Here is a 26,018-nt window from a genome sequence, read left to right on the forward strand (position 1 = left end):
TGTGGCAAAAAGAAATAGCTAAAGGTGTGTTATACTAGAGAGCGAGGTGTTTGGTGATGAAAAAGAAAATGATGTTACAGTGGTTTGAGCAGGGAAGCATTGCAATTCCAAAATTGCTTATGATGCATTATAAAAAATTAGGTTTAAATGAGACGGAATTTATGGTTGTACTTCATGTACACACATTTTTAGAATCAGGTAATTCGTTTCCGACTCCTTCAGAGATTTCTGAACGGATGACGATAACGGAAATGAAATGTATGGAAGTAATTCAGACGTTGATTCAAAAAGGTTTTTTATCACTAGAAGGTGGACAAAGATCAGAAGCGATGATGTGCGAAAGTTATTCTTTACAACCGTTATGGGAAAAAATATTACATTTCTTAATGGATGAATCAATAGAGGAAGAGCAAAAAGAAAAAAACAGCTACAAGTAAATTTATATACAGTATTTGAAAAAGAATTTGGAAGACCACTTTCGCCGTTCGAATGTGAAACGTTAGGGATGTGGGAGGACCAAGATCAACATCATCCAAATTTAATTCAAGCGGCTCTTAGAGAAGCTGTAATGAGTGGAAAACTAAATTTCCGATATATTGATCGTATTTTATTTGAGTGGAAAAAGAATGGAATTAAAACGGTAGATCAGGCTCAAAATCAAGGTCAAAAATTTAGAGCGAATCAACAAAGGGCACAACAAATGACAAAACAAGAGACGAAATTTACTGGAAAAGTGCCTTTTTATAATTGGTTGGAGCAGTAATATAGGAGGAAAAATATGCTTAACAAAACGCAAATCCGTTATTGTTTAGACACAATGGCGGATATGTATCCAGAAGCACATTGTGAATTGGTTCATGATAATCCATTTGAACTTGTAATCGCGGTGGCGTTATCTGCACAATGTACGGATGTACTTGTAAATAAAGTGACAAGAAATTTATTTCAAAAATATAAAACACCAGAAGATTATTTAAGTGTTTCTCTAGAAGAATTACAACAAGATATACGCTCTATCGGATTGTATAGAAATAAAGCAAAAAACATTCAAAAATTATGCCGAATGTTATTAGATGACTATAATGGAGAAGTACCGAACGATCGAGATGAACTTACGAAATTACCAGGTGTAGGAAGGAAAACAGCGAATGTTGTAGTTTCCGTAGCGTTTGGAATTCCGGCAATTGCTGTTGATACACATGTGGAGCGAGTGAGTAAACGATTAGCTATGTGTAGATGGAAAGACTCTGTGTTAGAAGTAGAAAAAACATTAATGAAGAAAGTACCAATGGATGAGTGGGGAGTTACACATCATCGTATGATTTTCTTTGGACGTTATCATTGTAAAGCACAACGACCGCAATGTGAGGAATGCAGACTGTTAGAAGTATGTCGGGAAGGAAAGAAGCGAATGAAGGTGAAATAAAGGATGGAACGAGTTATAGAAATACCGAAAGAATTTCACTGTTTACCATTTTTTAAAGAAAGTGTAAATTTAATTAAGTATCATACAGACAATTCTTTTGAAGAAATAATACAAAATACTTACTTTATATTTGATATTGAAAGACAGTATGAGCCATGGAAGGAAATTGAAAACAGCATTCCAGTGATGTTGAATGTATGGAAAAATAAGCATGAAGACATTGCTATACTGTTTCGAAATAGAAATAAGCAAGAGGCTGAGGGACCAATGATTCTTTTTTCAGCTCACTTGTTATCGGTTGTCTATTGGCTAAATGAACAACCTGTTCATAGTTTGAATGAAATGCAAATAAATACGAATAAATTAAAAGTGCAACCTGTTAATTTTATGGAAAGATATTCATTCATTATAAAGAAACCGAGTAATTATCATTCTTATATTCAATTAGCGCAGTTGTATATCGAAATAGAAAAGCTGTATGTAAAGAAAATGATAACAAAAAAGAAGTCCGCTTCTCGTTAAGAGAAACGGACTTCTTTTTTTGTATATTAGGACTCTGTTGTAACAACAGCACCGTCTGCGTGAGGTGTATCTCCTCCGGGATTTTGGTGTTGCTGTTCTTGTTGTTTCTTAGCCTCTTCTTCAGCTTTTTTCTTGGCCTCTTCTTCAGCTTTCTTCTTAGCTTCTTCTTCAGCTTTTTTCTTAGCTTCTTCTTCAGCTTTCCTTCTAGCTTCCTCATCAGCTTTCTTTTGAGCTTCTTCTTGCTGTTTACGTTGTTGTTCTTGCTGTTGCTGTTCTTGTTGTTTCTTAGCCTCTTCTTCAGCCTTTTTCTTAGCTTCGTCTTGTTTTACTTTATCTTCATTAGCCTTTTTCTGGGCTTCCTCATCAGCTTTTTTCTTAGCTTCTTCATCGGCCTTTTTCTTAGCCTCTTCTTCAGCTTTTTTTGCATCTGGAGTTCCGCCAGGCGCAGTGAAGGATGCACCAACTGCTGGGCTTGTGCCAGTACCTTTTTTCGCTACTACAGAGAAGCTGTAAGTAACACCTGGTTTAATACCACCAAGAGTAGCTGTCGTACCACTTATTGATAGGCTACCACTTGAACCGTCAGTTGCTTTATAGCTGGCTGCATATGCATCAACTTCTGCTGGTCCAGACCAGTTTAGTGTAACTGTGCTAGCGCCATCAAAAGTGACATTCAGACCACTAGGGGCATCTACTTTAATTTGTTTAATTGCATCTTTTTTCGCACCTTTTACGTATAACTCTCCGTTTATTTCTTGTACAGAAGAAGGACGTTCAAAGCGTGATTTATCTGTAGCGAATTTGCTCATCATTACTTGGAACATTTGCTGTGCAATTCTAGTGGAGCGATCGCTAACATAATTTTTTGGACCATCTTTTTCGTAACCGGTCCAAACAGCCATTGTGTATTGTGGCGTATATCCAGCAAACCAGCTATCTCTGTTTGCATCAGCTGGGATGTCATATTTTTGAAGAACTGATTCATCAAAGTTTTGTGTTCCTGTTTTACCTGCTACGTCAACACCTGAAACGTATGCTGTTGGACCTGTACCACCAGAACCAGGTTTTACTACGTCACGAAGAACGTCAGTAACCATATATGCTGTATAGTCTTGCATTGCGCGATGTTCTTTCGGTTTAAAGCTTTTCTTTTTCCCGTCCGGGAAGGTTACTTCTTTTACGAAGTGTGGTTTATTATAGTTACCACTATTACCAAAGGTTGCATATGCACCTGCTACTTCTAATGGAGAACTATCGTTACTACCGATTGCTGTTGATTCGTAGACTTTTCCTTCTTTAAAGGTCATGCCTAAACCTTCAGCAAATTCTTTTGACTTATTAAGACCAACTGTTTGTGCTGTCTTTAAAGCTGGAATGTTTAATGACTTTTTCAAAGCTTCACGTAGTGAAACGTCACCTTTGTAACTCTTTGTTGCATTTTGTATTTTCTTACCATTGGAATACGTATACTCTGAGTCGTTTAATTGATGGTATGTAGACCATTGTAAATTTTCAATTGCCGGACCGTAGTCGAAAATTGGTTTCATTGTTGAACCAACTTGGCGTTTTAAATCAGTTGCCATATTATGACCTTTGAAAGTAGACTTACTTTCTTTACGTCCAGCACCAATTGCTCGAACTTCTCCAGACTGTGTATCCATAAATACGAATGAACCTTGGAATTGATCGTCCGGATACTTAATAAGATTGCCATCCATAATTTTGTCGGCGTAATCTTGAGCATCTTGATCAAGTGTTGTATGAATCGTTAAACCATCTGAACCGATATTTACATCAGGATATTCTTTTTCAACTTCTTTTACAACCGCATCTAAAAATGCTTGATACTTCATCTCAGTTACTTCTGAAGACGGTTGAAGGCCCTCAGTTACTGGAATCTTAACGGCGTTATTCATTTCTTCTTTTGTTATATAACCATGTCGATTCATTAATGATAATACGACATTACGACGATTTGTTGCTCGTTCAACATTTTCCTTTTTTGTTGGATCATAAATGTTTGGACCTTGGGGTAAACCAGCGAGCATAGCAGCTTCATGTAATTGCAAGTCTTTTAAATCTTTACCATAATATTTTTGCGCTGCTGTCGCAATACCGTATGAACGGTTACCTAAATTAATCTTATTTAAGTACATTTCTAAAATCTCATGTTTAGAGTATTGTTGCTCTAATTTGTAAGATAAGTACCATTCTTGCACTTTTCTTTTAGCAGTTTTGTCCATCGTTAGAAAGTAGTTTTTAACGACTTGCTGTGTAATCGTACTACCACCTTGGGAACCGAAACCACCAGTGACATTTTCCATAACTGCTTTTGTAGTTCGTTTAAAATCAATTCCATTATGATCATAGAAACGCGAATCCTCAGTTGCAAGAAATGCATTTTCAACTACTTTTGGAATTTGATCATAAGTAACATGTGTTCGTTTTTCAGCACCGTATTCATAGAAGAAATTTCCGTTTTTATCGAGAAACTTTGTTGATAAAGGATTAACAAGTTTGGATTTGTCTAATTTTGGAGCGTCCTTTACCATAACAAAGAAAGCGGAAACGCCGGCTACAAGACCAACGATACCAAGAAGTAGACAACCTATAAGGAATTTCTTGAAAAAGGAGCCTTTTTTCTTTGGTTTTTCTTCTTTATGTGTTTTTTTCTCTTGATTTTTCACATGATTTCGTTCTGTACGAGAACGATAATTATCTGACATTATACTTTCTCCTACCTTTCATTCTCTCCCCCAAAAGTCGAAAAAAGAGCCTTAGTGATGACTCTATCACGAAAAATAAACCATGTCTAGTACACGGATATAGTCAATCCGAGGGTGATAACCGCATGATAATAAGGATCCATGCTCTTCTATTTCTTCTTTCGTAATCGACTTGCGTCCACCAGTATTTTGACGATTCCAAAATGCAATAATATGTTTTGCATCTAGTAAATAAAATTCATCAAAAAGTGTAAATTTAATAATAACAAATGCAATTCCATTATGAGCAACCACTTGCTTCATATGTTCAATTTGATGAAGGTGGAAGTTTTGAAGTGGGAAACTAGTTTTATTTTTGGTTTCCTTTGCTTCAAAATCGATGTATTTCCCTTTGTATACACCGTTGTAATCTGTTGTAGAAGGTTGTTTAAAATACGCTTCTTTTACCACTGCAGCACTTCGAGCGGGGTAATCTACTTTTACAATTTGAAGAGGTGTAGGCTTTTTATGTACACATGCAATATTATGGGTTAAGTAATATTGATTTGTTTCATTCAATTCCTCTTCAAGGGACATACCTCTATTACTATAAGTATGTGTTTTTATAGGTGTTTTTTGAGGTTGTGAAGCTTGATTATACCTTTTTCCATTTGGGTAACGAATGGTCATAGTGTGTCCACCCCCAACTTGCTAAGAATTACTTACAAAGGTGATTATATCAAAAAATGAAAAAAGATGTGACCTTTTTGATGAAAGGTATGATGACTTATTTATGTTTACATGGAATGATTATATGAAAATTAAACAAAATCGAGAAAAAAATTTTTGTACAGAGGAAGAAAAAGCAATCATTCACAATATTAAAAAGAAAACAGAAATAGCTAATGTGGACAATATTTCTCGGACACAATCTTATCAAGAATATTATTTAAGAAATAGTGAAATCAGGTGGGCCTTTTTAGCGAGTATGGTTTCGAGAAATGCGGGCTGGAATATGACTGATTTAGAAGGGAGATATTATGCTACTGTTTTACCTAGAACGGTAAAAAAACATTTATTTCTTCTGTACGAACAGGCTAATTGGATTATTTTTTTAGATGCATTTCCTCAGCTATTATTGTATGAGGAAAGTAAGAAGAGACATGCACCTCTCTTTCATTTGTTGCAATACTTCAATGTATCAATTTTTATGGAAAAAGAATGGTTACTTTTCTGGGAAAGAAGAGATATGAATAGACTTATGACAGCGCTTATTATAAATGAACAAAATAAAATTCAAAAACCAGTCATTGAGAACACATATTTTAAAAAACATGTATTCCATACTGCGCTTTTTAAAGTACAAGAAAGACTTCATATTAGTGCAGTTATCTTCCCAACAATTGAAGGGAGAATGTATGGGTTTTCGGTTTATCAATTTGAAACGTTACAAAAGCGTATAGAACTAGGAAAAAAATTAGCATGGTTATTGTTTCATCCAATTTATAATGGTTCGTTTTATAAGTTTGCACTGCAAACTACACATACTGGGTCTAGAGAAGATTATGAAGTTTACGCAAAGGAAACTCGAAAGTCTTATACGCCAACACTTAGAGATATTTATCCTGTTATTTTACATGAAGAAATAAAAATGAGAGATTGGTTTTGTGCAAATATGAAAATGAATGTGCTATTTGTACTTGAAGAACCTAAAGGGGAAGTTAATATAACAGAATGGTATAGAAGAAAGAGAGAACAAATCTATAGGCTATCTATCGTAAACCGTTTTGCTAAAAGAATCGATGAGTTCATGATATAATAAAAAAGAAGTCCCGTCTTCCATTTTGAAGACGGGACTTCTTAATTTGAAAAAATCCTGCTATGCGTGCTACAACTTTAATTTCAAAACGTAATGCTAGTAGGAGATTAAGGATGATTTGAAATTTAAATGTTCGTAATAAAGTCTCGCTTTATGTAGCAGGGAAGTTTGGACCATCTAGCTTTGGATTGCCAGTCTCGGGTTTATTTTGTTGTTTGTTTTGGTTTTTCTTTTTTTCATTTTTGTTCTTTGCCATTGTAATACACCTCCTTTTTGTATTGTTACCATTTCTATAAATGACATACGAAATGATTTCTTTGACGAATAACAACTAGTTTTGTCATGTGGGCAGGAGTGGTGAATCATTCGGCGAAATTACATGACAAAGGAAAAGCAAAGAAGGAGGCGTTTTGTATATGGCGATGGTTCAGAAAGAAGATGTAATGAAAAAAATGGATCAAATGTTAAGTTCTCTCGATTTGCTGGAAATGAATATAGGGATTAGAATGAATCATGCGTTAAAGGATGCGAGTGAAAAAATATGTAATAAGATAGAAATAACAGAAATGCATATTGAACATATGGAAAATAAATTAGTGCATCACGAAGAAAAAGGGAATTGGGTGAAGACATTTCAAAACGTCGTAGTGAGTGCATAATAAGGTGGGAAAGAAATGAAGAATGAAGCATTAATACAGTCTTCAGAAAAACTCATGCAGTATAATAATGAAGCGAATGTAAAAAAAAGAGAACTAACTGAATACGACTTTTATAAGGATATGAAACCGTTTGTAGATATAGTAGATGAGGAATTAAAGAAGTGGAAAGAACTAGCTTATAAGTGGATTAAAGAAGAAAAGCCAAAGTATATACATGTACAGCAAATTGATCAAGTATACGATAATTTACAAACGAATGTGTTGCAATGCTTTGTAAATAAAGGTAAAGGTAAACGATTCTTTGAAACACACCAAGCCATTTCGTATACTTTGCAAAATATAGTTGAGCAATGTAAATAACAAGAGGGAGAGCCCTCTTGTTATTTTTATGCTTCTGTCATTGTTGTAGGTTTTGTTGCGCCGTTTATTTCTAATTCTTTTATTAATGTTCGATAATCTGATATGCATATTTTTCCTTCGAGATACCAATGTCTCGCAAAGTCTAATAATTCATTTGCATTCTCTGTGCAATACCCCTTTTTTTGAGAAAACGCTTGTTTTAAATCCCCTAATACCATGTTGATTCCTCCCCCATGAGAATCTTCTTCTTAATTATCATAGCATGGAAGGGTTTTCTTTTTTAATTTTTTAAAAATTTAAACTTCCGACAAAAATAGACATATATTCCATCACACATATTATTTTATAGGTACATATTATATATGTAGAAACTTATGTGAAGGAGGAGAGAATGCATGTTTCAACAACCTAACGTATATCAGCAAACGAATCCATATGCACAGCAAAATATGTACCAATATAATACGGATACATATTTACGGTATAATATGTATCCTTTCGAGCCTTATTATGGAAATCAAAATTATTATCAACCGTTTGAAGTGTCCTTTATGAATCAAGCTCAACAACCACAACAGCAGCAACCTTATGTGAATCAAGCTCAACAACCACAACAGCAGCAACCTTATGTGAATCAAGCTCAACAACCACAACAGCAGCAACCTTATGTGAATCAAGCTCAACAACCACAACAGCAGCAACCTTATGTGAGTCAAGCTCAACAACCACAACAGCAGCAGCCTTATATGAATTCGCAATATTATATGCCACCACCATCGCCGTATGCTAATCAACAAGCGATGTTTTATCCACCAAAACAACCGTACCCGACGCAGGGTAAGCAAAAGCAACAACAGCCAAGCCAGTTTTCTAGTTTTGTTTCTCAATTTAAAACATCAGATGGTAACTATGATGTAAATAAAATGATGAATACAGCTGGACAAATGATGAATGCGATGAATCAAGTGACAGGTATTGTAAAGCAAGTTGGAGGCTTTTTTGGTAAGTGATGTTGAAGGATTGTCTATAAAAACAATGTAAATGAAATAAAGGACTAGACAAATTTCCTTGTAATAAATGGGTATATATAACAAACGGCTTTCTCTCTTTTCTCATACTGTAAAGTGTAATCAGATTTTTTTAACGAGAGAGGAGAGAAAAAACTATGCATCATTGTCATCCTTGCTTTGGAGGGCATAAGCCTACAGGACCTATTTGTACGACTGCTCCTGTCATTCATCCGACGAAACAATGCGTAACACACTCTTTTTCAACAACGGTGGTGCCACACATTTTCCCAACACATACAACACATGTACATCATCAACAAATTAAAAACCAAAACTTCTTCCCACAAACAAATTCAAATGTAAATGTTGTGGACCCAATCGACCCAGGATTCGGTGGCGGATGTGGACCGTGTGGTCATGGACATCACGGACATCATGGACATCACGTATCACCATTTGGTCCAGGACCAAATGTATCTCCGTTTGGACCAAACGTATCACCATTCGGACCGAATATTGGACCAAACGTATCACCATTCGGTCCAAATATCGGACCAAACGTTGGTGGAATGTTTAAAAAGTAAATGATATGTTAGAACTAGCGAAATGCTAGTTCTTTTTTTGTAATTGGAGTGTTGATATGAAAGTTATTGCAGTAACAGGATATAAGCCATTTGAACTTGGAATATTTAAAAATGATCATCCAGGGGTGGAGTGTATAAAGAAAGCGTTACACCGTAAATTAACCAATTTTGTAGAAGATGGTTTAGAGTGGGTTATAATAAGTGGCCAATTAGGTGTAGAATTATGGGCTGCTGAAGTTGTTTTTGAAATTCAAGTAGAATATCCAGATTTAAAATTAGCGGTATTCACTCCGTTTTTAGAACAAGAAGAAAATTGGAAAGAAGATAATCGTGAATATTACGAATTTATCCTTTCTCAAGCAGACCATGTTGATAGTATCACGAAACGGAAGTATGAAAGTCCAGAGCAATTTAAATTAAAAAATCACTTTTTTATTGAAAAAAGTGATGCGCTTTTAGCGGTATATGATGAAGAAAAACCAGGAAGTCCCAAATATATTGTAGAAGCAGCAAAGAAAAAAGGAGAAATAGAAAATTATCACAGTTATTTCATTCTTTTTTCTGATTTACAAGATATAATAGAAGAGGAACAGTGGAATAATGCAGAGTAAATATGTAATATAGTACTCGTATATATGATTGACAAAAAGCATTGTTTCTGAAAAAATTTAGTTAATGAAAGTTTTGGTAAAAATTTGAGGTGAAGAAAATGATTTCGGATAAAATTAAATTAACAGCGAAAGATATTTTAGAAAAAGAATTTAAAACAGGTATGAGAGGTTATCAGCAAGAAGAAGTAGACAAGTTTCTTGATATGATCATTAAAGACTATGAAGCTTTCCACAAAGAGTTTGAGCAATTAAAGCAACAAAATGCTCGTTTAAAGCGTGAATTAGAGGAACAAAAACTAGCAGTAACGCAAGTTCCACAACAACCTGTACAAACACCAGTTGCACAACCAGTTTATAACAACACGAATACGGATATTTTAAAACGCTTATCTAACTTAGAAAAAGCTGTATTTGGAAGTAAGTTATACGAATGATGTAAGGTGGGAAAAGGTTTAAGCATTTTACATAGAAAAAAACGTTGCAAAATCTTTTTGTTTCCACTATACTAATGGATGTCATAACGTTTGGGTAATCGCTGCAACGCCAACGTTGTAGAGGAAAGTCCATGCTCGCACGGCCTGAGATGGCTGTAGTGTTCGTGCCTAGCCAATTCATAAGCTAGGGTATTCTGGCTGTAAGGCTGGTTTAACGGCAGGGAAAAAACCTAAGTCCTTTCGGATATGGTTTGACTACCTTTAAAGTGCCACAGTGACGAAGTCCTTGAAGAAATGATAGGAGTGGAACGAGGTAAACCCCACGAGCGAGAAACCCAAATAATGGTAGGGGAATCTTTTCCAAGGAAATGAACGACGGGAAAGGACAGGTTTTATAACCTGTAGATAGATGATTGCCACCGGAGTACGAGGCGTGGGCCGTTTGTAGTACAAAGGAACAGAACATGGCTTACAGAACGTTATGAACCAACTATGAAATAACTCAGCTCTCCTTTGTTAGAGGAGGGCTTTTTATTTGTATGAAGTTATAAAGTATGAGTTAAAATGGTTAATGAGAAAATTTTTCGTAAAATGTAATGATTAATAGGACCAATTGCTATTAATTATTGTTTGAATATACATAAGAGGTGAATGCAAATGGGAAAAGTTACTTTAATTGCAACAGCGGCAATGGGTATTGAAGCGTTAGTTGCCCGAGAAGTTCGCGATCTTGGTTATGAATGTCAAGTAGAAAACAGCAAAGTAACATTTGAAGCAGATGAAAAGGCGATTTGTCGTACGAATTTATGGTTACGTACTGCGGACCGTGTAAAAATTAAAGTTGGCGAATTTAAAGCAACAACATTTGATGAGCTATTTGAAAAAACGAAAGCATTAAACTGGGGAGATTATATTCCAGAGAATGCTGAATTCCCTGTTATTGGTAAATCTTTAAAGTCTGAATTATTCAGTGTTTCGGATTGCCAACGTATCGTTAAAAAAGCTGTCGTTGAAAAATTAAAAACAACATATAAACGTACAACTTGGTTTGAAGAAGATGGTCCATTATTCCGTATTGAGATTGCAATGCTCAAGGATATTGCAACATTAACAATTGATGCGAGCGGTGTTGGACTTCATAAACGTGGATACCGTATGGATCAAGGGGAAGCTCCGTTAAAAGAAACATTAGCTGCGTCTTTAATTAAATTAACAAACTGGAAGCCAGATCGTCCATTTGTTGATCCATTCTGTGGATCAGGTACAATTCCGATTGAAGCAGCATTAATTGGACAAAACATCGCACCAGGATTTAACCGTGGTTTCGCATCTGACGAGTGGGGCTGGGTAGGTAAACAAAACTGGCGTGAAGCTCGTCAAGAAGCTGAAGATTTAGCGAACTATGATCAACGATTACAAATCATTGGATCAGATATTGATCATCGTATGATTCGAGTTGCTCAAGATAATGCAGAAGAAGTAGGCTTAGGCGATTTAATTACATTTAAACAAATGCAAGTAAAAGATTTCACAACAAAAGAGGATTATGGCTATGTTGTAACGAATCCTCCATACGGAGAACGTTTAAGTGAAAAAGCACTTGTTGAACAATTGTACAAAGAAATGGGACAAGTATTCCGCCCATTAGATACATGGTCAGCGTATGTATTAACAAGTTACGAAGCATTTGAGAAGTGCTATGGAAAAGATGCATCGAAGAAACGTAAACTGTTTAACGGATTTATCCGTACAGATTACTATCAGTACTTCGGAAAACGTCCACCGCGTAATTCATAGTATAAAACTCCTCCAGCGCGCATATACTGGCTATTATGTAATGCGTAAAGGAGGAAGTGATATGGATAATTTCCAATTATCAATGATTCAAAAAGCTATTCACCGTACGTATGATGAGCTCGGAAAAGAAGTGGATAGTCAAGATGCGATTGTAGATGAAATACAAAAAGCACAAGAAGAATATTTGTCAGCTCTTTCACATGAAACAGCGATTGATAAAAGGTATTTAAAGTCATTAATATAGAAGAAAATTTTCCTTTTTCGAAAGGAAAATTTTTTTTCGTGTATTTATATGTATGGCAACAGGGGAAAGTAGCTGCACACATATGAGTAGCGGTTACTATATCTTTTTATAGAAAAACTTTTTGGTTGGAGGCTAAGGATGTTTACTGAGAAGAGATTACCATTTGAAGTAGGAAAACAAGACAATTTTTATGATAAGTTGAATGAGTGGATTGGAGATGTGTTTTACGACATCCTTCCGGAAAAAGGTTTTGAAGAGCGTGATGAACAAATTTTTATGGCGTTTCAATTAGAGCGTGCTTTCCAAGAAAAGAAAGTTATGTTCGCAGAAGCGGGTGTAGGAACAGGGAAAACTATTGTATATCTTCTATATGCAATTTGCTATGCGCGTTATACTGGAAAACCAGCTATAATTGCTTGTGCAGATGAAACGTTAATTGAGCAGCTTGTGAAAGAAGAAGGAGACATTGCGAAATTATCTGAAGCGTTAGGCTTATCTGTAGATGTAAGACTTGCAAAATCAATGGATAATTATTTATGTTTACGTAAGCTTGAAGATGTTATGAGTGGACGAGCTCCAGAAGTAATTGAAGACGTATATTATGAATTACCACAATTCGTATTTGATCATGGTACGATGCAAAACTTTACTCACTATGGTGACCGAAAAGAATTTCCACTTTTAAATGACGAAGAATGGTCAAAAGTAAATTGGGATTACTTCCAAGATTGCTTTACTTGTGATTCTCGTCATCGTTGTGGACAAACTCTTTCTCGTGAACATTATCGTAAAGCAGCAGATTTAATTATTTGTTCTCAAGATTTCTATATGGATCATATTTGGACGTACGATGCTCGTAAGCGTGAAGGGCAAATTCCGTTATTACCAGAAAGTAGCTGTGTTGTATTCGATGAAGGACATCTTGTAGAATATGCAGCTCAAAAAGCTTTAACATATCGTTTAAAGCAAACGATGATGGAGCAACTTTTAACGAGATTATTACAAAACGATATTCGTGAAGAGTTTGCACATTTAGTAGAAGAAACAATTTGGCAAACAGAGCGATTCTTTGATGTGTTACAAGAAAACAAAAAAGAAATTGCTGGTTCTGATCGTTTAGAAATTACTGTGACAGAAAAAGTAACAGCTGAAGCGAAACGACTTTATGCAAAAATTGGTGAAGTTGGAGATGCATTAGTATTCGAAAGTGAAATGCATACAGTAAACACGTATGATTTAAATATTGTTGATGAGCATTTAGATGTATTAGAACATTCACTTCGTCTGTTCATGCACGAGAAAAATGTAATTACTTGGGGTGAAGAAGGTGATGGTGCCTTCACGTTAGTGATTATGCCGCGTGCAGTTGAAGAAGTATTACAAGAGAAAGTGTTCTCGAAGAAAATACCGTATATTTTCTCTTCTGCGACATTATCGAACAATGATTCATTCGCGTTTACAGCTAATAGCCTAGGGGTAAAAGATTACTTATCATTCTCAGTTGCTTCACCGTTTGATTACGAAGAGCAAATGGCAGTAAACTTACTATCGCATACGAAAGAAAATGAATGGGAAAGAAAGTGTCAATACACACTTGAAAATATACAAAAAACAAATGGACGTACGCTTGTATTATTCCGTACAACGCAAGAGCTTGCAGCGTTCAAAGAGTATGTAAGTAAGGAGCAAATGTCGGTTCCGTTCTTATATGAAGGAGATCAGGAAATTAGCCAGCTCGTTTCTCGTTTCCAAAATGAAGAAGAAACTGTACTTTGTGCGGTTCATTTATGGGAAGGTTTAGATATTCCTGGTTCATCATTATCACACGTTATTATTTGGTCATTACCATTCCCTCCAAACGATCCTGTGTTTGAAGCGAAACGTAAGCACGTAAATGATCCATTCTGGGATGTAGATGTACCATATATGATTTTACGACTTCGTCAAGGAATTGGGCGTTTAATTCGTACAAGTGAAGATAAAGGTGCTATATCAATCTTCTTATCTGATTCAGAAGATGAGAAAGTAGTTGCAGCTGTGAAAAATGTACTGCCAGTAGAAGGTAAAGAATTATAAGGAGAAAGCTTGGCGTTTGCCAAGCTTTTTTTCTATTATAAAAGGAATTTATGTTTCCGTGTCGAATTAAGTTTGAGGTAGAAAAAGGAGGCTTTTATACGATGACAGTTGCTACATATGAGGTAGAAAAACAATTTTTAACATACGTGAAGAAGATACAGAATTACGGAGAAGCATTAAGTTTAATGTTTTGGGATTTAAGAACAGGTGCACCAAAAAAAGGTGTAGATCAGCGTTCAGAAGTAATTGGTATGCTTTCGTCAGAAGTGTTTGCTATGTCGACTTCAGATGAGATGGGAAACTATTTAACAGAACTTGAAGCTTTAATACGTGAAGATAAACTTTCTGAAACGACAAAGAAAATGGTTGAAGAGTGTCAGAAAGAATATGATAGAAATAAAAAAATTCCACAAGCTGAATATGAGGCTTATGTGAAATTAGAAGCGAAAGCAGAGAGTGTGTGGGAAGAAGCTCGCGAAAAATCTGATTTCGAAATGTTCCGCCCGTACTTAGAAAAAATTGTTGAATTTAAAAAGAAATTTATTACATATTGGGGTTATGAAACATATAAATACAATACATTATTAGACATGTATGAGCCAGGTATTACAGTAGAAGTTTTAGATCACGTATTTGGTCAACTTCGTGAGCGCATCGTGCCGCTTGTAAAAGAAATCTCTGAGTCTAAAAAAGGATTAAAAACAAGTGCTTTATCGGAACAGTTTTCAAAAGAAAAACAAAAGAACTTTACATTAGAACTATTAAAGCAATTGAATTATGACTTTGAAGCAGGTCGTCTTGATGAAACAGTACATCCTTTCGAAATTACATTAAATAGAGGGGATGTTCGTATTACGACACGCTATGATGAAAAAGATTTCCGTATGGCTGTATTTGGAACAATTCATGAATGTGGTCATGCAGTATATGAACAAAACATTGCAGAACAATTTGAAGGTACACCACTTTGCAGTGGTACATCTATGGGTATTCACGAATCACAATCATTATTCTTTGAGAACTTTATCGGCCGTAATAAATCATTCTGGAAGAAAAATTATGATTTATTAAAAGAGTATAGCGATGGTCAATTTGATGATATGTCAGTCGATGAGTTTTATGATGCAATTAACGAATCGAAGCCGTCATTCATTCGTATAGAAGCAGATGAGCTTACATACCCGCTTCATGTTATGGTGCGTTATGAATTAGAGAAAGAATTATTTGATGGTACATTACAAGTGAAGGACTTACCAGCAGCTTGGAATGATAAGATGGAAGCATATTTAGGAATTCGTCCGGAAAATGATGCGCAAGGTGTATTGCAAGATGTTCACTGGGCTGGTGGCTCATTTGGATACTTCCCATCTTATGCGCTTGGTTACATGTATGCAGCGCAATTTAAGCAAAGAATGTTAAAAGACATTCCGAACTTTGATGCATTATTAGAAGAAGGAAACGTAACACCGATTCGTGAATGGTTAACAGAACATATTCACCAATATGGTAAAACGAAAAAGCCGCTTGAAATTTTAGAAGATGTAACAGGTGAAGGCTTAAATGCAAACTACTTAGCCGATTATTTAGAAGCGAAATATAAAGAGATTTATGAGTTGTAAAAAAAGAGCTGCTTAATTGCAGCTCTTTTTATTAAAGGGGATGAGAGAATGGGGTATACATATACAGTAATGAAGCAAGAAGAAGCGGAGGAAATCGCGTATAACTGGCATTATAAAGGGGAATATTCCTTTTACGATATAGAGGCAGATGAAGAAGATTTAGCTGAGTTTTTAGAGGGTGAGAGTAGAGGGAATCATGTGTTTTCTGTGAAAGAAAATGGTACTCTCATTGGGTTCTTTACGGTTTGTAAAATAAATAATGGAACGGTTGATATAGGACTTGGAATGAGACCTAATATAACTGGTAATGGATTTGGTTTACAGTTCGTGAATGCTGGACTAGCTTTTAGCAAAGAAAAATACGGATGCAAATATATAACACTATCAGTAGCGACATTTAATGAGAGAGCGATAAAAGTGTATAAAAGGGCGGGATTTGAAGCGGTTGGAACGTTTATACAGAAAACAAATGGTGGTTGTTTTGAGTTCTTGAAAATGAACTATATATGTAAACGTGATTAAAAAACAGAGGATCTTCTGTTTTTTTATTTTGATTTAGAAATATATGATACATATTGTTTACTTGTTGTAATTGAGGCTTTTGAAATTTTGGTAGAGGGTGTGTATGATAGAAGTTTAGTAGCAAATAGTAGGTTTAGCAAGGAAAGGTAGAGGTAGTATGATTACAATTAAAACGAAAAATGAAATAGATTTGATGCATGAATCTGGAAAATTACTTGCTTCATGTCATAAAGAAATTGCGAAAATGATAAAGCCAGGTATAACGACACAAGAGATTGATACGTTTGTTGAAATGTATTTAAAAAAGCATGGTGCCACATCTGAACAGAAAGGTTACAACGGGTATCCATATGCGATATGTGCATCTGTAAACGATGAAATGTGTCATGTGTTTCCGGCCGATGTTCCTTTAACTGAGGGTAATATTGTAACAATTGACACGGTAGTAAACTTAAATGGGGGGCTTTCAGATTCTGCTTGGACGTATAGAGTTGGAAAAGTTTCTGATGAAGCAGAAAAGTTGTTGTTAGTAGCTGAGAATGCTTTGTATAAAGGGATTGATCAGGCGGTAATTGGTAATCATGTAGGAGACATTGGCTATGCAATTGAAAGTTATGTAACAAATGAAGGTTTTTCTGTCGCAAGAGACTTTACGGGACATGGGATTGGTAAAGAGATTCATGAAGAACCAGCAATTTTTCATTTTGGGAAACAAGGACAAGGACCTCAGTTACAAGAAGGAATGGTAATTACAATTGAACCGATTGTAAATATAGGTATGCGATATTCTAAAGTAGATTTAAATGGGTGGACTGTACGAACGATGGACGGGAAATTATCAGCTCAATATGAGCATACAATTGCGATTACAAAAGATGGGCCAATCATTTTAACGAAGTTGTAATTGGGAATGAAAGAGTTTGCAAAACTCGAACAAAGATAGTGGTTTTTAAAAATTTGTACGTGTTTTTTTGATAAATGCTTTTCAAAGCATAAAAAGTACGTTATAATCCTTCTATAAAATAAATAGTTAGCTACACTCATATAATCGCGGGGATATGGCCTGCAAGTTTCTACCGAAGTACCGTAAATACTTTGACTATGAGTGAGGACGAATATAATTGCTTGTTTAGCATTCTTTTTTTGCGAAACTCCAAAAGCGCGTCTCTCACTTGTAACGAGTGGTGGCGGCTTTTGGAGTTTTTTTATTGCATAAGAGGGGGAACAAACATGAAAGTATTACAAGAAAAGATTTTGAACGAAGGAAAGGTTTTATCTGGTGACGTATTAAAGGTAGATGCTTTTTTAAATCATCAAATTGATCCAGTACTTATGCAAGAAATCGGAAAAGAATTTGCTAAACGTTTTAAAGAAGAGAACATTACAAAAATCGTGACGATTGAATCTTCAGGCATTGCACCATCGGTTATGGCTGCATTAGAGCTTGGTGTAAAAGTAATTTTTGCACGAAAACGTAAATCGTTAACGTTACAAGATAATATGTACGTTGCAAACGTATATTCATTTACAAAACAAGAAACAAATGAAATTTCATTATCTCGAAATCATATCGATGAAAATGATCGTGTATTAATCATCGATGACTTTTTAGCAAACGGTCAGGCTGCTTTAGGTTTAATGAGTTTAGTAGAGCAAGCCGGAGCGAGTATTGCAGGAATTGGAATTGTTATTGAAAAAGCATTTCAAGATGGAGGAAAGAAGCTTCGTGAACAAGGCGTTCGTGTTGAATCACTAGCAGAAATTGCATCACTTGATAACGGCACAGTTACATTTGTACAGCAAGAAACTGCGGAGGTGAAATAAACGATGAAGCAGCATCCATTTAAAATTGCATCGCTTGGTATGCAGCATATGCTTGCAATGTATGCTGGAGCAATTATCGTTCCGCTTATTGTGGGCGGTGGACTTGGTTTGAATCAAAAAGAGTTAACATATTTAGTCTCAATTGATTTATTAATGTGCGGCGTTGCGACAATTTTACAAGCATTATCAAATCGCTTTTTCGGTATAGGACTTCCCGTTGTACTTGGTTGTACATTTACAGCGGTTGGACCGATGATTGCAATCGGGAAACAATACGGTGTGTCTTCTATTTATGGAGCAATTATTGCTGCCGGGTTATTCGTTGTTATTTTTGCAAAATTATTTGGAAAGCTTGTAAAACTGTTTCCCCCTGTTGTCACAGGATCTGTCGTTACTGTAATTGGAGTTACACTTGTTCCAGCTGCTATTAATGATATGGCTGGAGGAGTAGGAAGTAAAGATTTCGGTAGTCTTGAAAATTTAGCATTAGCATTTGGTGTGTTACTATTTATCATCATTATGTATCGTTTCTTCGACGGATTTATTCGTTCAATCTCTATTTTACTAGGTCTATTATTCGGTACAATCGTTGCAGCATTTATGGGGAAAGTAAGCTTGCAAGCAGTTGGAGAAGCAGATTGGTTCCATGGTATTCAGCCATTTTACTTCGGTACACCAACATTTGAATTGACGCCAATTATTACGATGATTTTAGTTGCTTGCGTAGGGATTGTAGAAGCAACAGGTGTATACTTTGCATTATCTGATATTTGCAATAAAAAGATTGGTGAAAAAGAATTAACAAAAGGCTATCGAGCAGAAGGATTAGCGATGGTGTTAGGTGGTATTTTCAATGCGTTCCCATATACAACATATTCTCAAAACGTAGGGCTTGTTCAATTAACTGGAGTAAGAAATCGCGTTATTATTTATACTTGTGGTGGTATGTTAATCGTTCTTGGATTCATTCCAAAAATCGCAGCTATTACAACAATCATTCCGAAATCAGTACTGGGCGGTGCGATGTTAGCAATGTTCGGTATGGTAATGGCATATGGTATTAAAATGTTAAGTAGCGTTGATTTTGGTAAACAAGAAAATTTATTAATCGTTGCATGTTCTGTCGGAATTGGGCTTGGCGTAACAGTCGTTCCTACATTATTTTCACAACTTCCAGAAAGCATTCGTATTTTAACAGATAACGGAATTGTACTTGGAAGTGCGTCAGCAGTACTTTTAAATATCGTATTTAATATGGTGCCGCAGCGCAAAGTGAAAGTAGAAGAAGAGCCGGTGTCTATGCAAAGTGCAGTAAGAGAAGCGTGAAAAAGCAAGGTCTCGTTATGAGACCTTGCTTTTCTTTTTAAGTGGCATCATTTTCCCGTACGTACCAAGACGCCAAATGTACTCAAGTGGCCCGTATTGGTAATGTGAAAGCCACCAGCGGCTAATAAAGATTTGTAACGTGTAGAAACTAATGCAGAATATTGGTCCAACCCATAATGGAGCAGGATAATAATTTTTAAGGAATAGACCAAATACAAGTAATGTAACAATTGTATGCGAGATGTAATTTGTTAATGCCATTCGTCCAACGTGTTGGAACGGACGTAATAACGTTTGCCATTTTTCTTTTTGTAATAAACGCATTAGTGTGAAAATGTAGAATATGAATAACGTTTTTCCGCTAAACATTGTAAAGACCTGCATATAAATTGGTTCATAAAATGGTTTTGATAAGAAGTAACGGACCATGAAGAACCACATTGGTAATGTAAAAAGGAACATAATAATTTGCCATTTTTTAAGCTTTGAATCTAACTCTTTCGCGCGGCGGAAAATATCCTTTTTCCCGGCGTATAAACCAAGTAAAAACAGCCCAACTGTTTCTGGAAGCATAAGTAAATTTAATCCAATTCCATCAGCGTAAAATGCATGGAAACGATTTTGTATTTGTGACAGCCAATCTTCTAATGGCATGATAGGTAAGGAAAAACCTAGCTCTTCCTTTGGTACCAATGCAACTGTAATACCAGCCATTAGCATAATGAATTGAAAAATACTCAATAAAACGATAGCCCATATTAAAATAGTACGAGGTTCTCTCTTATAAAATAAAAATAAGAAAAATCCAGCAATCGCATAAGTATGTAAAATGTCTCCGTCCCATAAAAGAACGTAATGTAAGAAACCAAATAATAATAAAATAAGTAAGCGGCGAACAAATAAAATTTTCGGATGATCTGTTTTTGCTTCAGCACGAGTCATAAAAATGTAAAAGCCTAGGCCAAATAAAAACGAAAAGATAGTATAAAACTTTGTTTGAATAAACATATCGTAAAATAGACGGATATAGCTATCTAGCCCTTCATAAACTCCTGAAATATCACGTGAGTCAATCCCAGCGATAACAGGCCAGTTCACAAGAAAAATACCTAGTACAGCTATTCCCCTAATAATATCGATGGAGTGGATCCTCTCGCCTTGTGAAATATTTTGTGTCATTTTTTTCCTCCTTGTTAAGTAATTCCCTTTTATTATACAAAATGTAAGATGGAGGGGATAGGGGATATTTCCATTTTTTTAAACTGTTAAGTTATGTAGGATGAGATATAATAAGAGTGCACAACAAGTTTTAACCTTTTTCAAAACAGGCAGTAAAGCTCCTTCTTATAAGGAGCTTTCTTTATGAAAAGTGTTGATAATGATTCTCTTTAATGATAAAATATATTTAAAATTGATAATCATTATCAAAAAGGTTGGTGTGTAAGTATGGTATATGCATTAGTAGCAGGTACAGTCGCTGTATATGCAGTTATTGCGAAGTATGTTTTAAATGGAGTAGGAACAGCAAAATGAGTGATATGACATAAAATCCCTTTCATTTGTAAAAAGAATGAAAGGGATTTTTTATTTTTAATGAGAATATGCTGAAAATTTAGTATGATAGTAAAGTGAAACTGTAATCAATGGGTAGGTGTAACTCTCACTGGTTATGAGCTTGCAAATAGCGGGGAAAAGTATATACATCTTGGATAAAGGGGAACAAGGGGATGACAAACATAGTACAGACAAACGGTATGAAAAAACTTGTTTGTTTTTATGAAGAGTGGCAAAAACACGGCGATGCAGAGAATAGTTTAAAGTTGTTTGAGGTGATTCAAAAATATAAACAAGAACAGCTTATGATAGCGTTCTGTGGTCACTTCTCTGCAGGGAAATCAACGATGATGAATCATCTATATAAAGCGCAGTTGTTACCAACAAGTCCAATTCCGACAAGCGCTAACGTTGTCAAAATTGAAAAAGGAATGGATCGTGTTGTTGTAACGGTTAAATCTGGAGAACAGTACGAGTATGACGGTGCATATTCAGCTGAAGAATTAAAACAAATTTGTAAAGATGGTGATGAGGTAATTGGTGTTCACATTTATCGGAATGATGCGCCAATTCCTGAAGGGGTTATGTTAGTAGATACACCAGGGATTGACTCAACAGATGATGCCCACCAATTAGCGACAGAATCAACGCTACATCTAGCAGACGTAATTTTTTATATGATGGATTATAATCACGTCCAATCGGAAGTGAATTTGCAATTTGTTAAAGAATTGAAACAACGTAATAAAACGGTTTATCTCGTTGTCAATCAAATAGATAAACATAAAGAAAATGAATTGTCGTTTGAGAATTATAAAGATAGTGTAAAGCAATCGTTCTTTAACTGGGATATTGAAGTAGATGGAGTATATTATACGTCATTACGAATGATGAACCATCCACATAATGAAATTGGAAGCTTAGAAACGTTAATTACTTCTATTATGAAAGAAAAAGAGCAGTATGTAAGGACTGGAATGGAGCGAGAAACAGAATATTTAATGGGGGAACATTTCTCGTTTATTGTTTCTGAAAATGAAAAAGCTCTTTTGAAATATGAGGAAGAGTTAGCATCACCAATTTCTATTTCAGAGGTAGTTGAAAAGAAGGAAGAGTTAACGGAAGCGAAAAATCGTGAGGCAAGTAAAGAGTCTCATGTGAGAAATGAATTTATAAAAGGCCTACAAGCTATATTAGATAACGCGTATTTAATGCCATTTGAAATGAGAGAATTGGCAAATGCGTACTTAGAAACGAAATTAACAAAGTTTAAAGTCGGTTTGCTATTTGCGAAAGGAAAGACGGAGCAAGAAAAACAAAGGCGTGTAGAGGCGTTTTATTCTGCCCTTCAAAAGACTGTTGAAACGCAGCTTGATTTTCATGTGAAGGAATTTATTGTAGCCTTCTTAAAAGAAGAAGGATTGTTCACGGAGGAAATTGGGAAAGACATATATGGGTTAGAAATTGCTTTCGGACCAGAAAGGTTGGCTGAGGTAATTAAACAAGGCGCAGGTTTCACAGGTGATTACTTACTTCTTTATACAGCGGATGTAGCGAATGAACTAAAGAAGCGTTATTTTATAAAAGCACAGCAAATTTTTGATAAAAGTGCGGTCGTTTTAAAGCAAAAGGTGAGGGAAGCAGTTGCTCGTATTGAAGAAGAGATTGAAACATATACGATGTTGCAAACGGCGAAAGAAACACAATTACAATACAATAACAATTTGGCGGCATATGAAGACTATTTACGAAATGTTTGGCACGATCATGTTGCTACGCCTGAAGGTTTGCAAATAGATGAGATATTGCAAAGGGAAAAGCAAATTGTTAGTGAGAAATTTACACTACAAGAGCAGGAAATCGTAAATGATAACGTAGCGATTCATGAAGAAGAGCTGAAAGGAACGGCGGCTTTAAATATTCAGCGGATATTAGAGAAAGTGAAAAAAGCTGAAACGATATTAGAGCCATTGCCAGCGCTGAAACATGTACAGCAAGAGGTAATAGAGAAAAGAAGACGTGTAGAAACAAAACAATTTACAGTAGCGTTATTCGGGGCATTTAGTGCTGGAAAATCATCATTTGCCAATGCCTTACTCGGTGAGAAAGTACTTCCTGTATCACCAAACCCGACGACGGCAACGATTAATCAAATTTTGCCGGTTACAGAGGAAAAACCACATGGAACAGTAATTGTTCAGTTTAAATCAAAGCAAGCGTTATTAGAAGATATGAAAGCTGTTTATAAGCTGTTTCATTATGAGATTGCTACGTTAGATGAAGCGTTAGCACAAATTGATAAAGTTATGAAATATCCTTCACCAACTGGGAAGCAAAAAACAACATTTAGCTTTTTACGAGCGGTACAAAAAGGGTATGATGCAGTTTCTACTTATTTAGGAGAACAAGTAAAAGTTACATTAGAAGAGTTCTCTGATTATGTAGCGAATGAAGAGAAATCATGCTTCGTTGAGTATATGGAACTTTATTATGATTGTGCTTTAACAAGGCAGGGAGTAGCGCTTGTAGACACACCTGGAGCGGATTCTATCAATGCTCGCCATACGGATGTTGCATTTCAGTATATTAAAAACGCAGATGCTATTTTATTTGTAACATATTATAACCATGTATTCTCTCGTGCTGACCGTGAATTTTTAATTCAGCTTGGTCGTGTAAAGGATACTTTTGCCCTTGATAAAATGTTCTTCTTAATTAATGCGGCGGATTTAGCAGAGTCTGAAGAAGAACTTGAAATGGTAAAAGGTTATATCGCAGATCAGCTACTGCAATACGGTATTAGAAATCCGCGTTTATTTGCAATTTCAAGTTTATGTGCGCTTGAAGAGAAACAAGGAAAGAATGTTGAAAAAGAGAAGTATGGTATTTTACAAAACTCTGGGATTACTAAGTTTGAGGAATCATTTACGTCCTTTATGATGAGAGATTTAATGCTTGTTTCTGTGCATGCTCTATATGGTGCGTTGCAAGGGGCAGATCAGCTTTTAGTAAACATGATAAAGGGTGCAAAGCAGGGGAATGAAGAGAAAGAGAAGCAAACGAAAAAATATGAAGCAGAGCGTGATCAACTACTTCATATCATTTCTTCATATAGTGTACTTGCTGAAGAACAGGCGATGCAAAATGAAGTGAAAGAGTTGCTTTATTACGTGCAACAGCGTCTATTCCTCCGCTATAATGATGTGTTTACTGAATTTATTAATCCGGCATCACTTCGAACGGATGGAAATGTGAAAACACAATTGCAACAGTGTGTTATGGAATTAGTAGCATTTATTCAGCATGATTTATTACAAGAAATGCGTGCGACATCATTACGCCTTGAAAAATGGATAGACGAAGCGATGAAGCGTGCAAAGGATGAAATTGTAGTGAACTGTAAAGTAGAAAATGAATCAATTTCTATGAATGGAACAGTGGAGTATGAATACAAAGATATTACACATAAAGAACCGTTCCCTTCAGTTGAAATAAAAGATTTCAAAAAAGCACTGGCACATTTTAAAAATGAGAAAAGCTTTTTTGAAAAGAATGACAAGGCTTTTATGCAAGAAGACGCTAAATCTGTATTAGAACCGCTCGTATCAAACTATGTAGCTGATGAAAAACATTTATTTGTTCATCATTATAAGCAAGAGTGGGATATGAAGTGGAATTTATTCGAAAAAGTGATGCAGCAAGATGTGATGAACTATTATGAAAGTATATTGTTTGCATTGGCTGAAACGATCGATGTATCTCTCTATGAACAAAGTAAAGAACAATTGCAAAAGCAGTTAGTAGAGATTGAAAAAGAAATTTATGTTATATAGTCGTTATGAGAAAAAGATTCGTTCAATTTTCTTTTGAAGTACAGTATCTAAAGATTTTACAAATCCAGCAAATTCATCGGTAGAAATCATATGAGTAAGAACGAGTCGTCTGCCATCTGGTGTTTCACCGCATAAGACGAATGAAGAAAATTCATATGTTTTGTTTTCAACTACTAATTTTGGATAGGAATACGTGTCGCTTTTCTTCTTCTTTCCATCAATAGAGATGACGTTGCATTTTTTCTCATTGTTGTCCATGGTGAATCCCTCCTTTCTATTATTTATGGTAGACAAGGAGGGTTTAGAACAATAGAGAAGGGGGAATTTTTTATGTCTGTTGTAATAGAACGTATTCCAAAAGAGGCTATACCGAAGGCTTTATTGTTACTTGCTGATCCAAGTGAACGGCAAATAGCTACGTATGTACAAAGAGGATTAACATACGTAGCTAAGCAGGGGGGGAGCGTTATCGGTGTATATGTTCTTTTGGAAACAAGGCCAAAGACGATGGAAATCATGAATATTGCGGTTGCAGAGCATTTGCAAGGAAAAGGGATTGGGAAGAAGCTATTAAGGCATGCTGTAGAAACTGCTAAAGGATATGGTATGTCAAAACTTGAAGTTGGTACAGGCAATTCTAGTGTTTCACAACTTGCTTTATATCAAAAATGTGGATTTCGTATTTTTTCTATTGATTTTGATTACTTTTCGAAGCATTATGAAGAAGAGATTATTGAAAATGGAATTGTATGTCGTGATATGATCCGCCTTGCAATGGAATTGAATAAAAACGTATAACTATTTAGGGGGAAGAGAAGATGGAAGTACATAAAGCAATTACAGCACATTCTCGTAAACAAAATGAAAGTGTAAAAGCATGTTTACAATTAGATGCACAGCGTGAAGCAGCTATTGAAGCTGCCGTATCTCTTGCGTCAAATGGGAAAGAATTTTCGGTTGATGTAATTAATGTTGTAACGAAGCAGATTAATGATCTTGCAAAAAATGGTGTTACCTTGCAGCGTAAATATGTTACAGAAGAAATGGTTATGGAGTATGTAAGTCGTTTGAAAGAGAAAGAAGGTCGTTAAAG

Annotated in this window: 26 protein-coding genes, 1 other RNA gene, 1 pseudogene and 1 riboswitch; of the genes and pseudogenes, 22 read left to right on the forward strand and 6 right to left on the reverse strand. The window is 35.5% G+C overall.

What is annotated here, in order from left to right; all coding sequences use genetic code 11:
- Positions 1-56: 56 nt before the first annotated feature.
- The 3 genes and pseudogenes from dnaD (at position 57) to HMPREF1014_RS19695 (ending at position 1,948) form a co-directional block, all read left to right on the forward strand.
- Positions 57-763, forward strand: a pseudogene (dnaD, locus tag HMPREF1014_RS19685) (DNA replication protein DnaD).
- A 15-nt stretch (positions 764-778) separates the two neighbouring features.
- On the forward strand, positions 779-1,426 hold the full coding sequence (gene nth / locus HMPREF1014_RS19690) for an endonuclease III (RefSeq protein WP_000933034.1): 648 nt from the start codon (positions 779-781) through the stop codon (positions 1,424-1,426).
- A 3-nt stretch (positions 1,427-1,429) separates the two neighbouring features.
- Positions 1,430-1,948: a YpoC family protein gene (locus HMPREF1014_RS19695; protein ID WP_000442653.1), complete on the forward strand. Its 519-nt coding sequence runs from the start codon at positions 1,430-1,432 to the stop codon at positions 1,946-1,948.
- 26 nt (positions 1,949-1,974) lie between these two features.
- On the opposite strand, the gene HMPREF1014_RS19700 is transcribed toward HMPREF1014_RS19695, so the two are convergent.
- Together HMPREF1014_RS19700 and recU are read right to left on the reverse strand one after the other, a co-directional pair.
- Positions 1,975-4,674, reverse strand: coding sequence for a PBP1A family penicillin-binding protein (locus tag HMPREF1014_RS19700; RefSeq protein ID WP_001283099.1), 2,700 nt, complete (start codon positions 4,672-4,674; stop codon positions 1,975-1,977).
- Positions 4,675-4,740: 66 nt separating this feature from the next.
- Complete coding sequence (recU, locus tag HMPREF1014_RS19705; RefSeq protein WP_000155598.1) at positions 4,741-5,343, reverse strand: Holliday junction resolvase RecU; 603 nt, start codon at positions 5,341-5,343, stop codon at positions 4,741-4,743.
- Positions 5,344-5,446: 103 nt separating this feature from the next.
- Between recU and HMPREF1014_RS19710 the strand changes: the two genes are divergently transcribed.
- Positions 5,447-6,472: a DUF2515 domain-containing protein gene (locus HMPREF1014_RS19710; RefSeq protein ID WP_000495653.1), complete on the forward strand. Its 1,026-nt coding sequence runs from the start codon at positions 5,447-5,449 to the stop codon at positions 6,470-6,472.
- A 151-nt stretch (positions 6,473-6,623) separates the two neighbouring features.
- Here HMPREF1014_RS19710 and HMPREF1014_RS32500 read toward each other — a convergent pair whose 3' ends face one another.
- Positions 6,624-6,803 (reverse strand): hypothetical protein, encoded by a 180-nt coding sequence (locus HMPREF1014_RS32500; RefSeq protein WP_001987054.1) that lies wholly within the window; start codon positions 6,801-6,803, stop codon positions 6,624-6,626.
- 85 nt (positions 6,804-6,888) lie between these two features.
- Here HMPREF1014_RS32500 and HMPREF1014_RS19715 point away from each other — a divergent pair, with 85 nt between their 5' ends.
- Positions 6,889-7,131: a hypothetical protein gene (locus HMPREF1014_RS19715; protein WP_001252036.1), complete on the forward strand. Its 243-nt coding sequence runs from the start codon at positions 6,889-6,891 to the stop codon at positions 7,129-7,131.
- A gap of 15 nt (positions 7,132-7,146) precedes the next feature.
- Positions 7,147-7,491, forward strand: a complete 345-nt coding sequence (locus tag HMPREF1014_RS19720; RefSeq protein ID WP_000786938.1) for a YppE family protein — start codon at positions 7,147-7,149, stop codon at positions 7,489-7,491.
- A 26-nt stretch (positions 7,492-7,517) separates the two neighbouring features.
- On the opposite strand, the gene HMPREF1014_RS19725 is transcribed toward HMPREF1014_RS19720, so the two are convergent.
- A complete protein-coding gene (locus tag HMPREF1014_RS19725) occupies positions 7,518-7,709 on the reverse strand; it encodes a YppF family protein (RefSeq protein ID WP_000242652.1) in 192 nt (63 codons plus the stop codon).
- A 177-nt stretch (positions 7,710-7,886) separates the two neighbouring features.
- Here HMPREF1014_RS19725 and HMPREF1014_RS19730 point away from each other — a divergent pair, with 177 nt between their 5' ends.
- From HMPREF1014_RS19730 to pbuX, 13 genes are all read left to right on the forward strand, one after another.
- Positions 7,887-8,501: a YppG family protein gene (locus HMPREF1014_RS19730; protein WP_000487622.1), complete on the forward strand. Its 615-nt coding sequence runs from the start codon at positions 7,887-7,889 to the stop codon at positions 8,499-8,501.
- A gap of 155 nt (positions 8,502-8,656) precedes the next feature.
- Positions 8,657-9,085 carry a CotD family spore coat protein gene (locus HMPREF1014_RS19735; RefSeq protein WP_000546268.1) on the forward strand — a complete coding sequence of 143 codons (429 nt, stop codon included), beginning with the start codon at positions 8,657-8,659 and terminating at the stop codon, positions 9,083-9,085.
- A gap of 56 nt (positions 9,086-9,141) precedes the next feature.
- Positions 9,142-9,696 carry an SLOG family protein gene (locus tag HMPREF1014_RS19740; RefSeq protein ID WP_000862911.1) on the forward strand — a complete coding sequence of 185 codons (555 nt, stop codon included), beginning with the start codon at positions 9,142-9,144 and terminating at the stop codon, positions 9,694-9,696.
- A 98-nt stretch (positions 9,697-9,794) separates the two neighbouring features.
- The gene (gene gpsB / locus HMPREF1014_RS19745) at positions 9,795-10,130 is read left to right on the forward strand and encodes a cell division regulator GpsB (RefSeq protein WP_000622431.1); all 336 of its coding nucleotides are present in this window, start codon (positions 9,795-9,797) and stop codon (positions 10,128-10,130) included.
- Between the two features lie 86 nt (positions 10,131-10,216).
- Positions 10,217-10,607, forward strand: an RNA gene (gene rnpB, locus HMPREF1014_RS30505) — RNase P RNA component class B.
- A 180-nt stretch (positions 10,608-10,787) separates the two neighbouring features.
- Positions 10,788-11,927 (forward strand): THUMP domain-containing class I SAM-dependent RNA methyltransferase, encoded by a 1,140-nt coding sequence (locus HMPREF1014_RS19750; protein WP_000521220.1) that lies wholly within the window; start codon positions 10,788-10,790, stop codon positions 11,925-11,927.
- A gap of 61 nt (positions 11,928-11,988) precedes the next feature.
- On the forward strand, positions 11,989-12,171 hold the full coding sequence (locus HMPREF1014_RS19755) for a DUF3921 family protein (protein ID WP_000368569.1): 183 nt from the start codon (positions 11,989-11,991) through the stop codon (positions 12,169-12,171).
- 138 nt (positions 12,172-12,309) lie between these two features.
- On the forward strand, positions 12,310-14,247 hold the full coding sequence (locus tag HMPREF1014_RS19760) for an ATP-dependent DNA helicase (RefSeq protein ID WP_000493700.1): 1,938 nt from the start codon (positions 12,310-12,312) through the stop codon (positions 14,245-14,247).
- 101 nt (positions 14,248-14,348) lie between these two features.
- A complete protein-coding gene (gene ypwA, locus HMPREF1014_RS19765; protein WP_000215066.1) occupies positions 14,349-15,866 on the forward strand; it encodes a carboxypeptidase in 1,518 nt (505 codons plus the stop codon).
- A 48-nt stretch (positions 15,867-15,914) separates the two neighbouring features.
- Positions 15,915-16,388, forward strand: coding sequence for a GNAT family N-acetyltransferase (locus HMPREF1014_RS19770; RefSeq protein ID WP_000542516.1), 474 nt, complete (start codon positions 15,915-15,917; stop codon positions 16,386-16,388).
- Between the two features lie 157 nt (positions 16,389-16,545).
- Positions 16,546-17,292 carry a type I methionyl aminopeptidase gene (locus HMPREF1014_RS19775; RefSeq protein ID WP_000628417.1) on the forward strand — a complete coding sequence of 249 codons (747 nt, stop codon included), beginning with the start codon at positions 16,546-16,548 and terminating at the stop codon, positions 17,290-17,292.
- A gap of 116 nt (positions 17,293-17,408) precedes the next feature.
- A riboswitch (purine riboswitch) is annotated at positions 17,409-17,510 on the forward strand.
- A gap of 108 nt (positions 17,511-17,618) precedes the next feature.
- On the forward strand, positions 17,619-18,212 hold the full coding sequence (locus HMPREF1014_RS19780; RefSeq protein WP_000866496.1) for a xanthine phosphoribosyltransferase: 594 nt from the start codon (positions 17,619-17,621) through the stop codon (positions 18,210-18,212).
- A gap of 3 nt (positions 18,213-18,215) precedes the next feature.
- Positions 18,216-19,538: a xanthine permease PbuX gene (pbuX, locus tag HMPREF1014_RS19785; RefSeq protein ID WP_000809223.1), complete on the forward strand. Its 1,323-nt coding sequence runs from the start codon at positions 18,216-18,218 to the stop codon at positions 19,536-19,538.
- A 15-nt stretch (positions 19,539-19,553) separates the two neighbouring features.
- Here pbuX and HMPREF1014_RS19790 read toward each other — a convergent pair whose 3' ends face one another.
- Positions 19,554-20,717 (reverse strand): DUF418 domain-containing protein, encoded by a 1,164-nt coding sequence (locus HMPREF1014_RS19790; RefSeq protein WP_000193089.1) that lies wholly within the window; start codon positions 20,715-20,717, stop codon positions 19,554-19,556.
- 548 nt (positions 20,718-21,265) lie between these two features.
- Between HMPREF1014_RS19790 and HMPREF1014_RS19795 the strand changes: the two genes are divergently transcribed.
- Positions 21,266-24,925, forward strand: a complete 3,660-nt coding sequence (locus tag HMPREF1014_RS19795; protein WP_000182124.1) for a dynamin family protein — start codon at positions 21,266-21,268, stop codon at positions 24,923-24,925.
- A 3-nt stretch (positions 24,926-24,928) separates the two neighbouring features.
- On the opposite strand, the gene HMPREF1014_RS19800 is transcribed toward HMPREF1014_RS19795, so the two are convergent.
- The gene (locus HMPREF1014_RS19800) at positions 24,929-25,183 is read right to left on the reverse strand and encodes a DUF3931 domain-containing protein (RefSeq protein ID WP_000369740.1); all 255 of its coding nucleotides are present in this window, start codon (positions 25,181-25,183) and stop codon (positions 24,929-24,931) included.
- Positions 25,184-25,255: 72 nt separating this feature from the next.
- On the opposite strand from HMPREF1014_RS19800, the gene HMPREF1014_RS19805 reads away from it, so the two are divergent.
- Positions 25,256-25,723, forward strand: a complete 468-nt coding sequence (locus HMPREF1014_RS19805; RefSeq protein WP_000117686.1) for a GNAT family N-acetyltransferase — start codon at positions 25,256-25,258, stop codon at positions 25,721-25,723.
- Positions 25,724-25,743: 20 nt separating this feature from the next.
- Positions 25,744-26,016 carry a YpbS family protein gene (locus HMPREF1014_RS19810; RefSeq protein WP_000451818.1) on the forward strand — a complete coding sequence of 91 codons (273 nt, stop codon included), beginning with the start codon at positions 25,744-25,746 and terminating at the stop codon, positions 26,014-26,016.
- Positions 26,017-26,018: the final 2 nt, after the last annotated feature.

The organism is Bacillus sp. 7_6_55CFAA_CT2, from assembly GCF_000238655.1.
In the GTDB taxonomy this organism is placed as follows: Bacteria; Bacillota; Bacilli; order Bacillales; family Bacillaceae_G; genus Bacillus_A; species Bacillus_A cereus.

What these genes read in the sequence shown, in the direction of transcription:
- HMPREF1014_RS19810 (WP_000451818.1), top strand. Translation starts at nt 25,744, where the DNA reads ATGGAAGTACATAAAGCAATTACAGCACATTCTCGTAAACAAAATGAA.
- HMPREF1014_RS19740 (WP_000862911.1), top strand. Translation starts at nt 9,142, where the DNA reads ATGAAAGTTATTGCAGTAACAGGATATAAGCCATTTGAACTTGGAATA.
- nth (WP_000933034.1), top strand. Translation starts at nt 779, where the DNA reads ATGCTTAACAAAACGCAAATCCGTTATTGTTTAGACACAATGGCGGAT.
- recU (WP_000155598.1), bottom strand. Translation starts at nt 5,343, where the DNA reads ATGACCATTCGTTACCCAAATGGAAAAAGGTATAATCAAGCTTCACAA.
- HMPREF1014_RS19710 (WP_000495653.1), top strand. Translation starts at nt 5,447, where the DNA reads ATGTTTACATGGAATGATTATATGAAAATTAAACAAAATCGAGAAAAA.
- HMPREF1014_RS19800 (WP_000369740.1), bottom strand. Translation starts at nt 25,183, where the DNA reads ATGGACAACAATGAGAAAAAATGCAACGTCATCTCTATTGATGGAAAG.
- gpsB (WP_000622431.1), top strand. Translation starts at nt 9,795, where the DNA reads ATGATTTCGGATAAAATTAAATTAACAGCGAAAGATATTTTAGAAAAA.
- HMPREF1014_RS19795 (WP_000182124.1), top strand. Translation starts at nt 21,266, where the DNA reads ATGACAAACATAGTACAGACAAACGGTATGAAAAAACTTGTTTGTTTT.
- HMPREF1014_RS19770 (WP_000542516.1), top strand. Translation starts at nt 15,915, where the DNA reads ATGGGGTATACATATACAGTAATGAAGCAAGAAGAAGCGGAGGAAATC.
- HMPREF1014_RS19780 (WP_000866496.1), top strand. Translation starts at nt 17,619, where the DNA reads ATGAAAGTATTACAAGAAAAGATTTTGAACGAAGGAAAGGTTTTATCT.
- HMPREF1014_RS19775 (WP_000628417.1), top strand. Translation starts at nt 16,546, where the DNA reads ATGATTACAATTAAAACGAAAAATGAAATAGATTTGATGCATGAATCT.
- HMPREF1014_RS19730 (WP_000487622.1), top strand. Translation starts at nt 7,887, where the DNA reads ATGTTTCAACAACCTAACGTATATCAGCAAACGAATCCATATGCACAG.
- HMPREF1014_RS19695 (WP_000442653.1), top strand. Translation starts at nt 1,430, where the DNA reads ATGGAACGAGTTATAGAAATACCGAAAGAATTTCACTGTTTACCATTT.
- HMPREF1014_RS19790 (WP_000193089.1), bottom strand. Translation starts at nt 20,717, where the DNA reads ATGACACAAAATATTTCACAAGGCGAGAGGATCCACTCCATCGATATT.
- HMPREF1014_RS19735 (WP_000546268.1), top strand. Translation starts at nt 8,657, where the DNA reads ATGCATCATTGTCATCCTTGCTTTGGAGGGCATAAGCCTACAGGACCT.
- HMPREF1014_RS19700 (WP_001283099.1), bottom strand. Translation starts at nt 4,674, where the DNA reads ATGTCAGATAATTATCGTTCTCGTACAGAACGAAATCATGTGAAAAAT.
- HMPREF1014_RS19755 (WP_000368569.1), top strand. Translation starts at nt 11,989, where the DNA reads ATGGATAATTTCCAATTATCAATGATTCAAAAAGCTATTCACCGTACG.
- ypwA (WP_000215066.1), top strand. Translation starts at nt 14,349, where the DNA reads ATGACAGTTGCTACATATGAGGTAGAAAAACAATTTTTAACATACGTG.
- HMPREF1014_RS19750 (WP_000521220.1), top strand. Translation starts at nt 10,788, where the DNA reads ATGGGAAAAGTTACTTTAATTGCAACAGCGGCAATGGGTATTGAAGCG.
- HMPREF1014_RS19805 (WP_000117686.1), top strand. Translation starts at nt 25,256, where the DNA reads ATGTCTGTTGTAATAGAACGTATTCCAAAAGAGGCTATACCGAAGGCT.
- HMPREF1014_RS19760 (WP_000493700.1), top strand. Translation starts at nt 12,310, where the DNA reads ATGTTTACTGAGAAGAGATTACCATTTGAAGTAGGAAAACAAGACAAT.
- HMPREF1014_RS19715 (WP_001252036.1), top strand. Translation starts at nt 6,889, where the DNA reads ATGGCGATGGTTCAGAAAGAAGATGTAATGAAAAAAATGGATCAAATG.
- HMPREF1014_RS19725 (WP_000242652.1), bottom strand. Translation starts at nt 7,709, where the DNA reads ATGGTATTAGGGGATTTAAAACAAGCGTTTTCTCAAAAAAAGGGGTAT.
- HMPREF1014_RS19720 (WP_000786938.1), top strand. Translation starts at nt 7,147, where the DNA reads ATGAAGAATGAAGCATTAATACAGTCTTCAGAAAAACTCATGCAGTAT.
- pbuX (WP_000809223.1), top strand. Translation starts at nt 18,216, where the DNA reads ATGAAGCAGCATCCATTTAAAATTGCATCGCTTGGTATGCAGCATATG.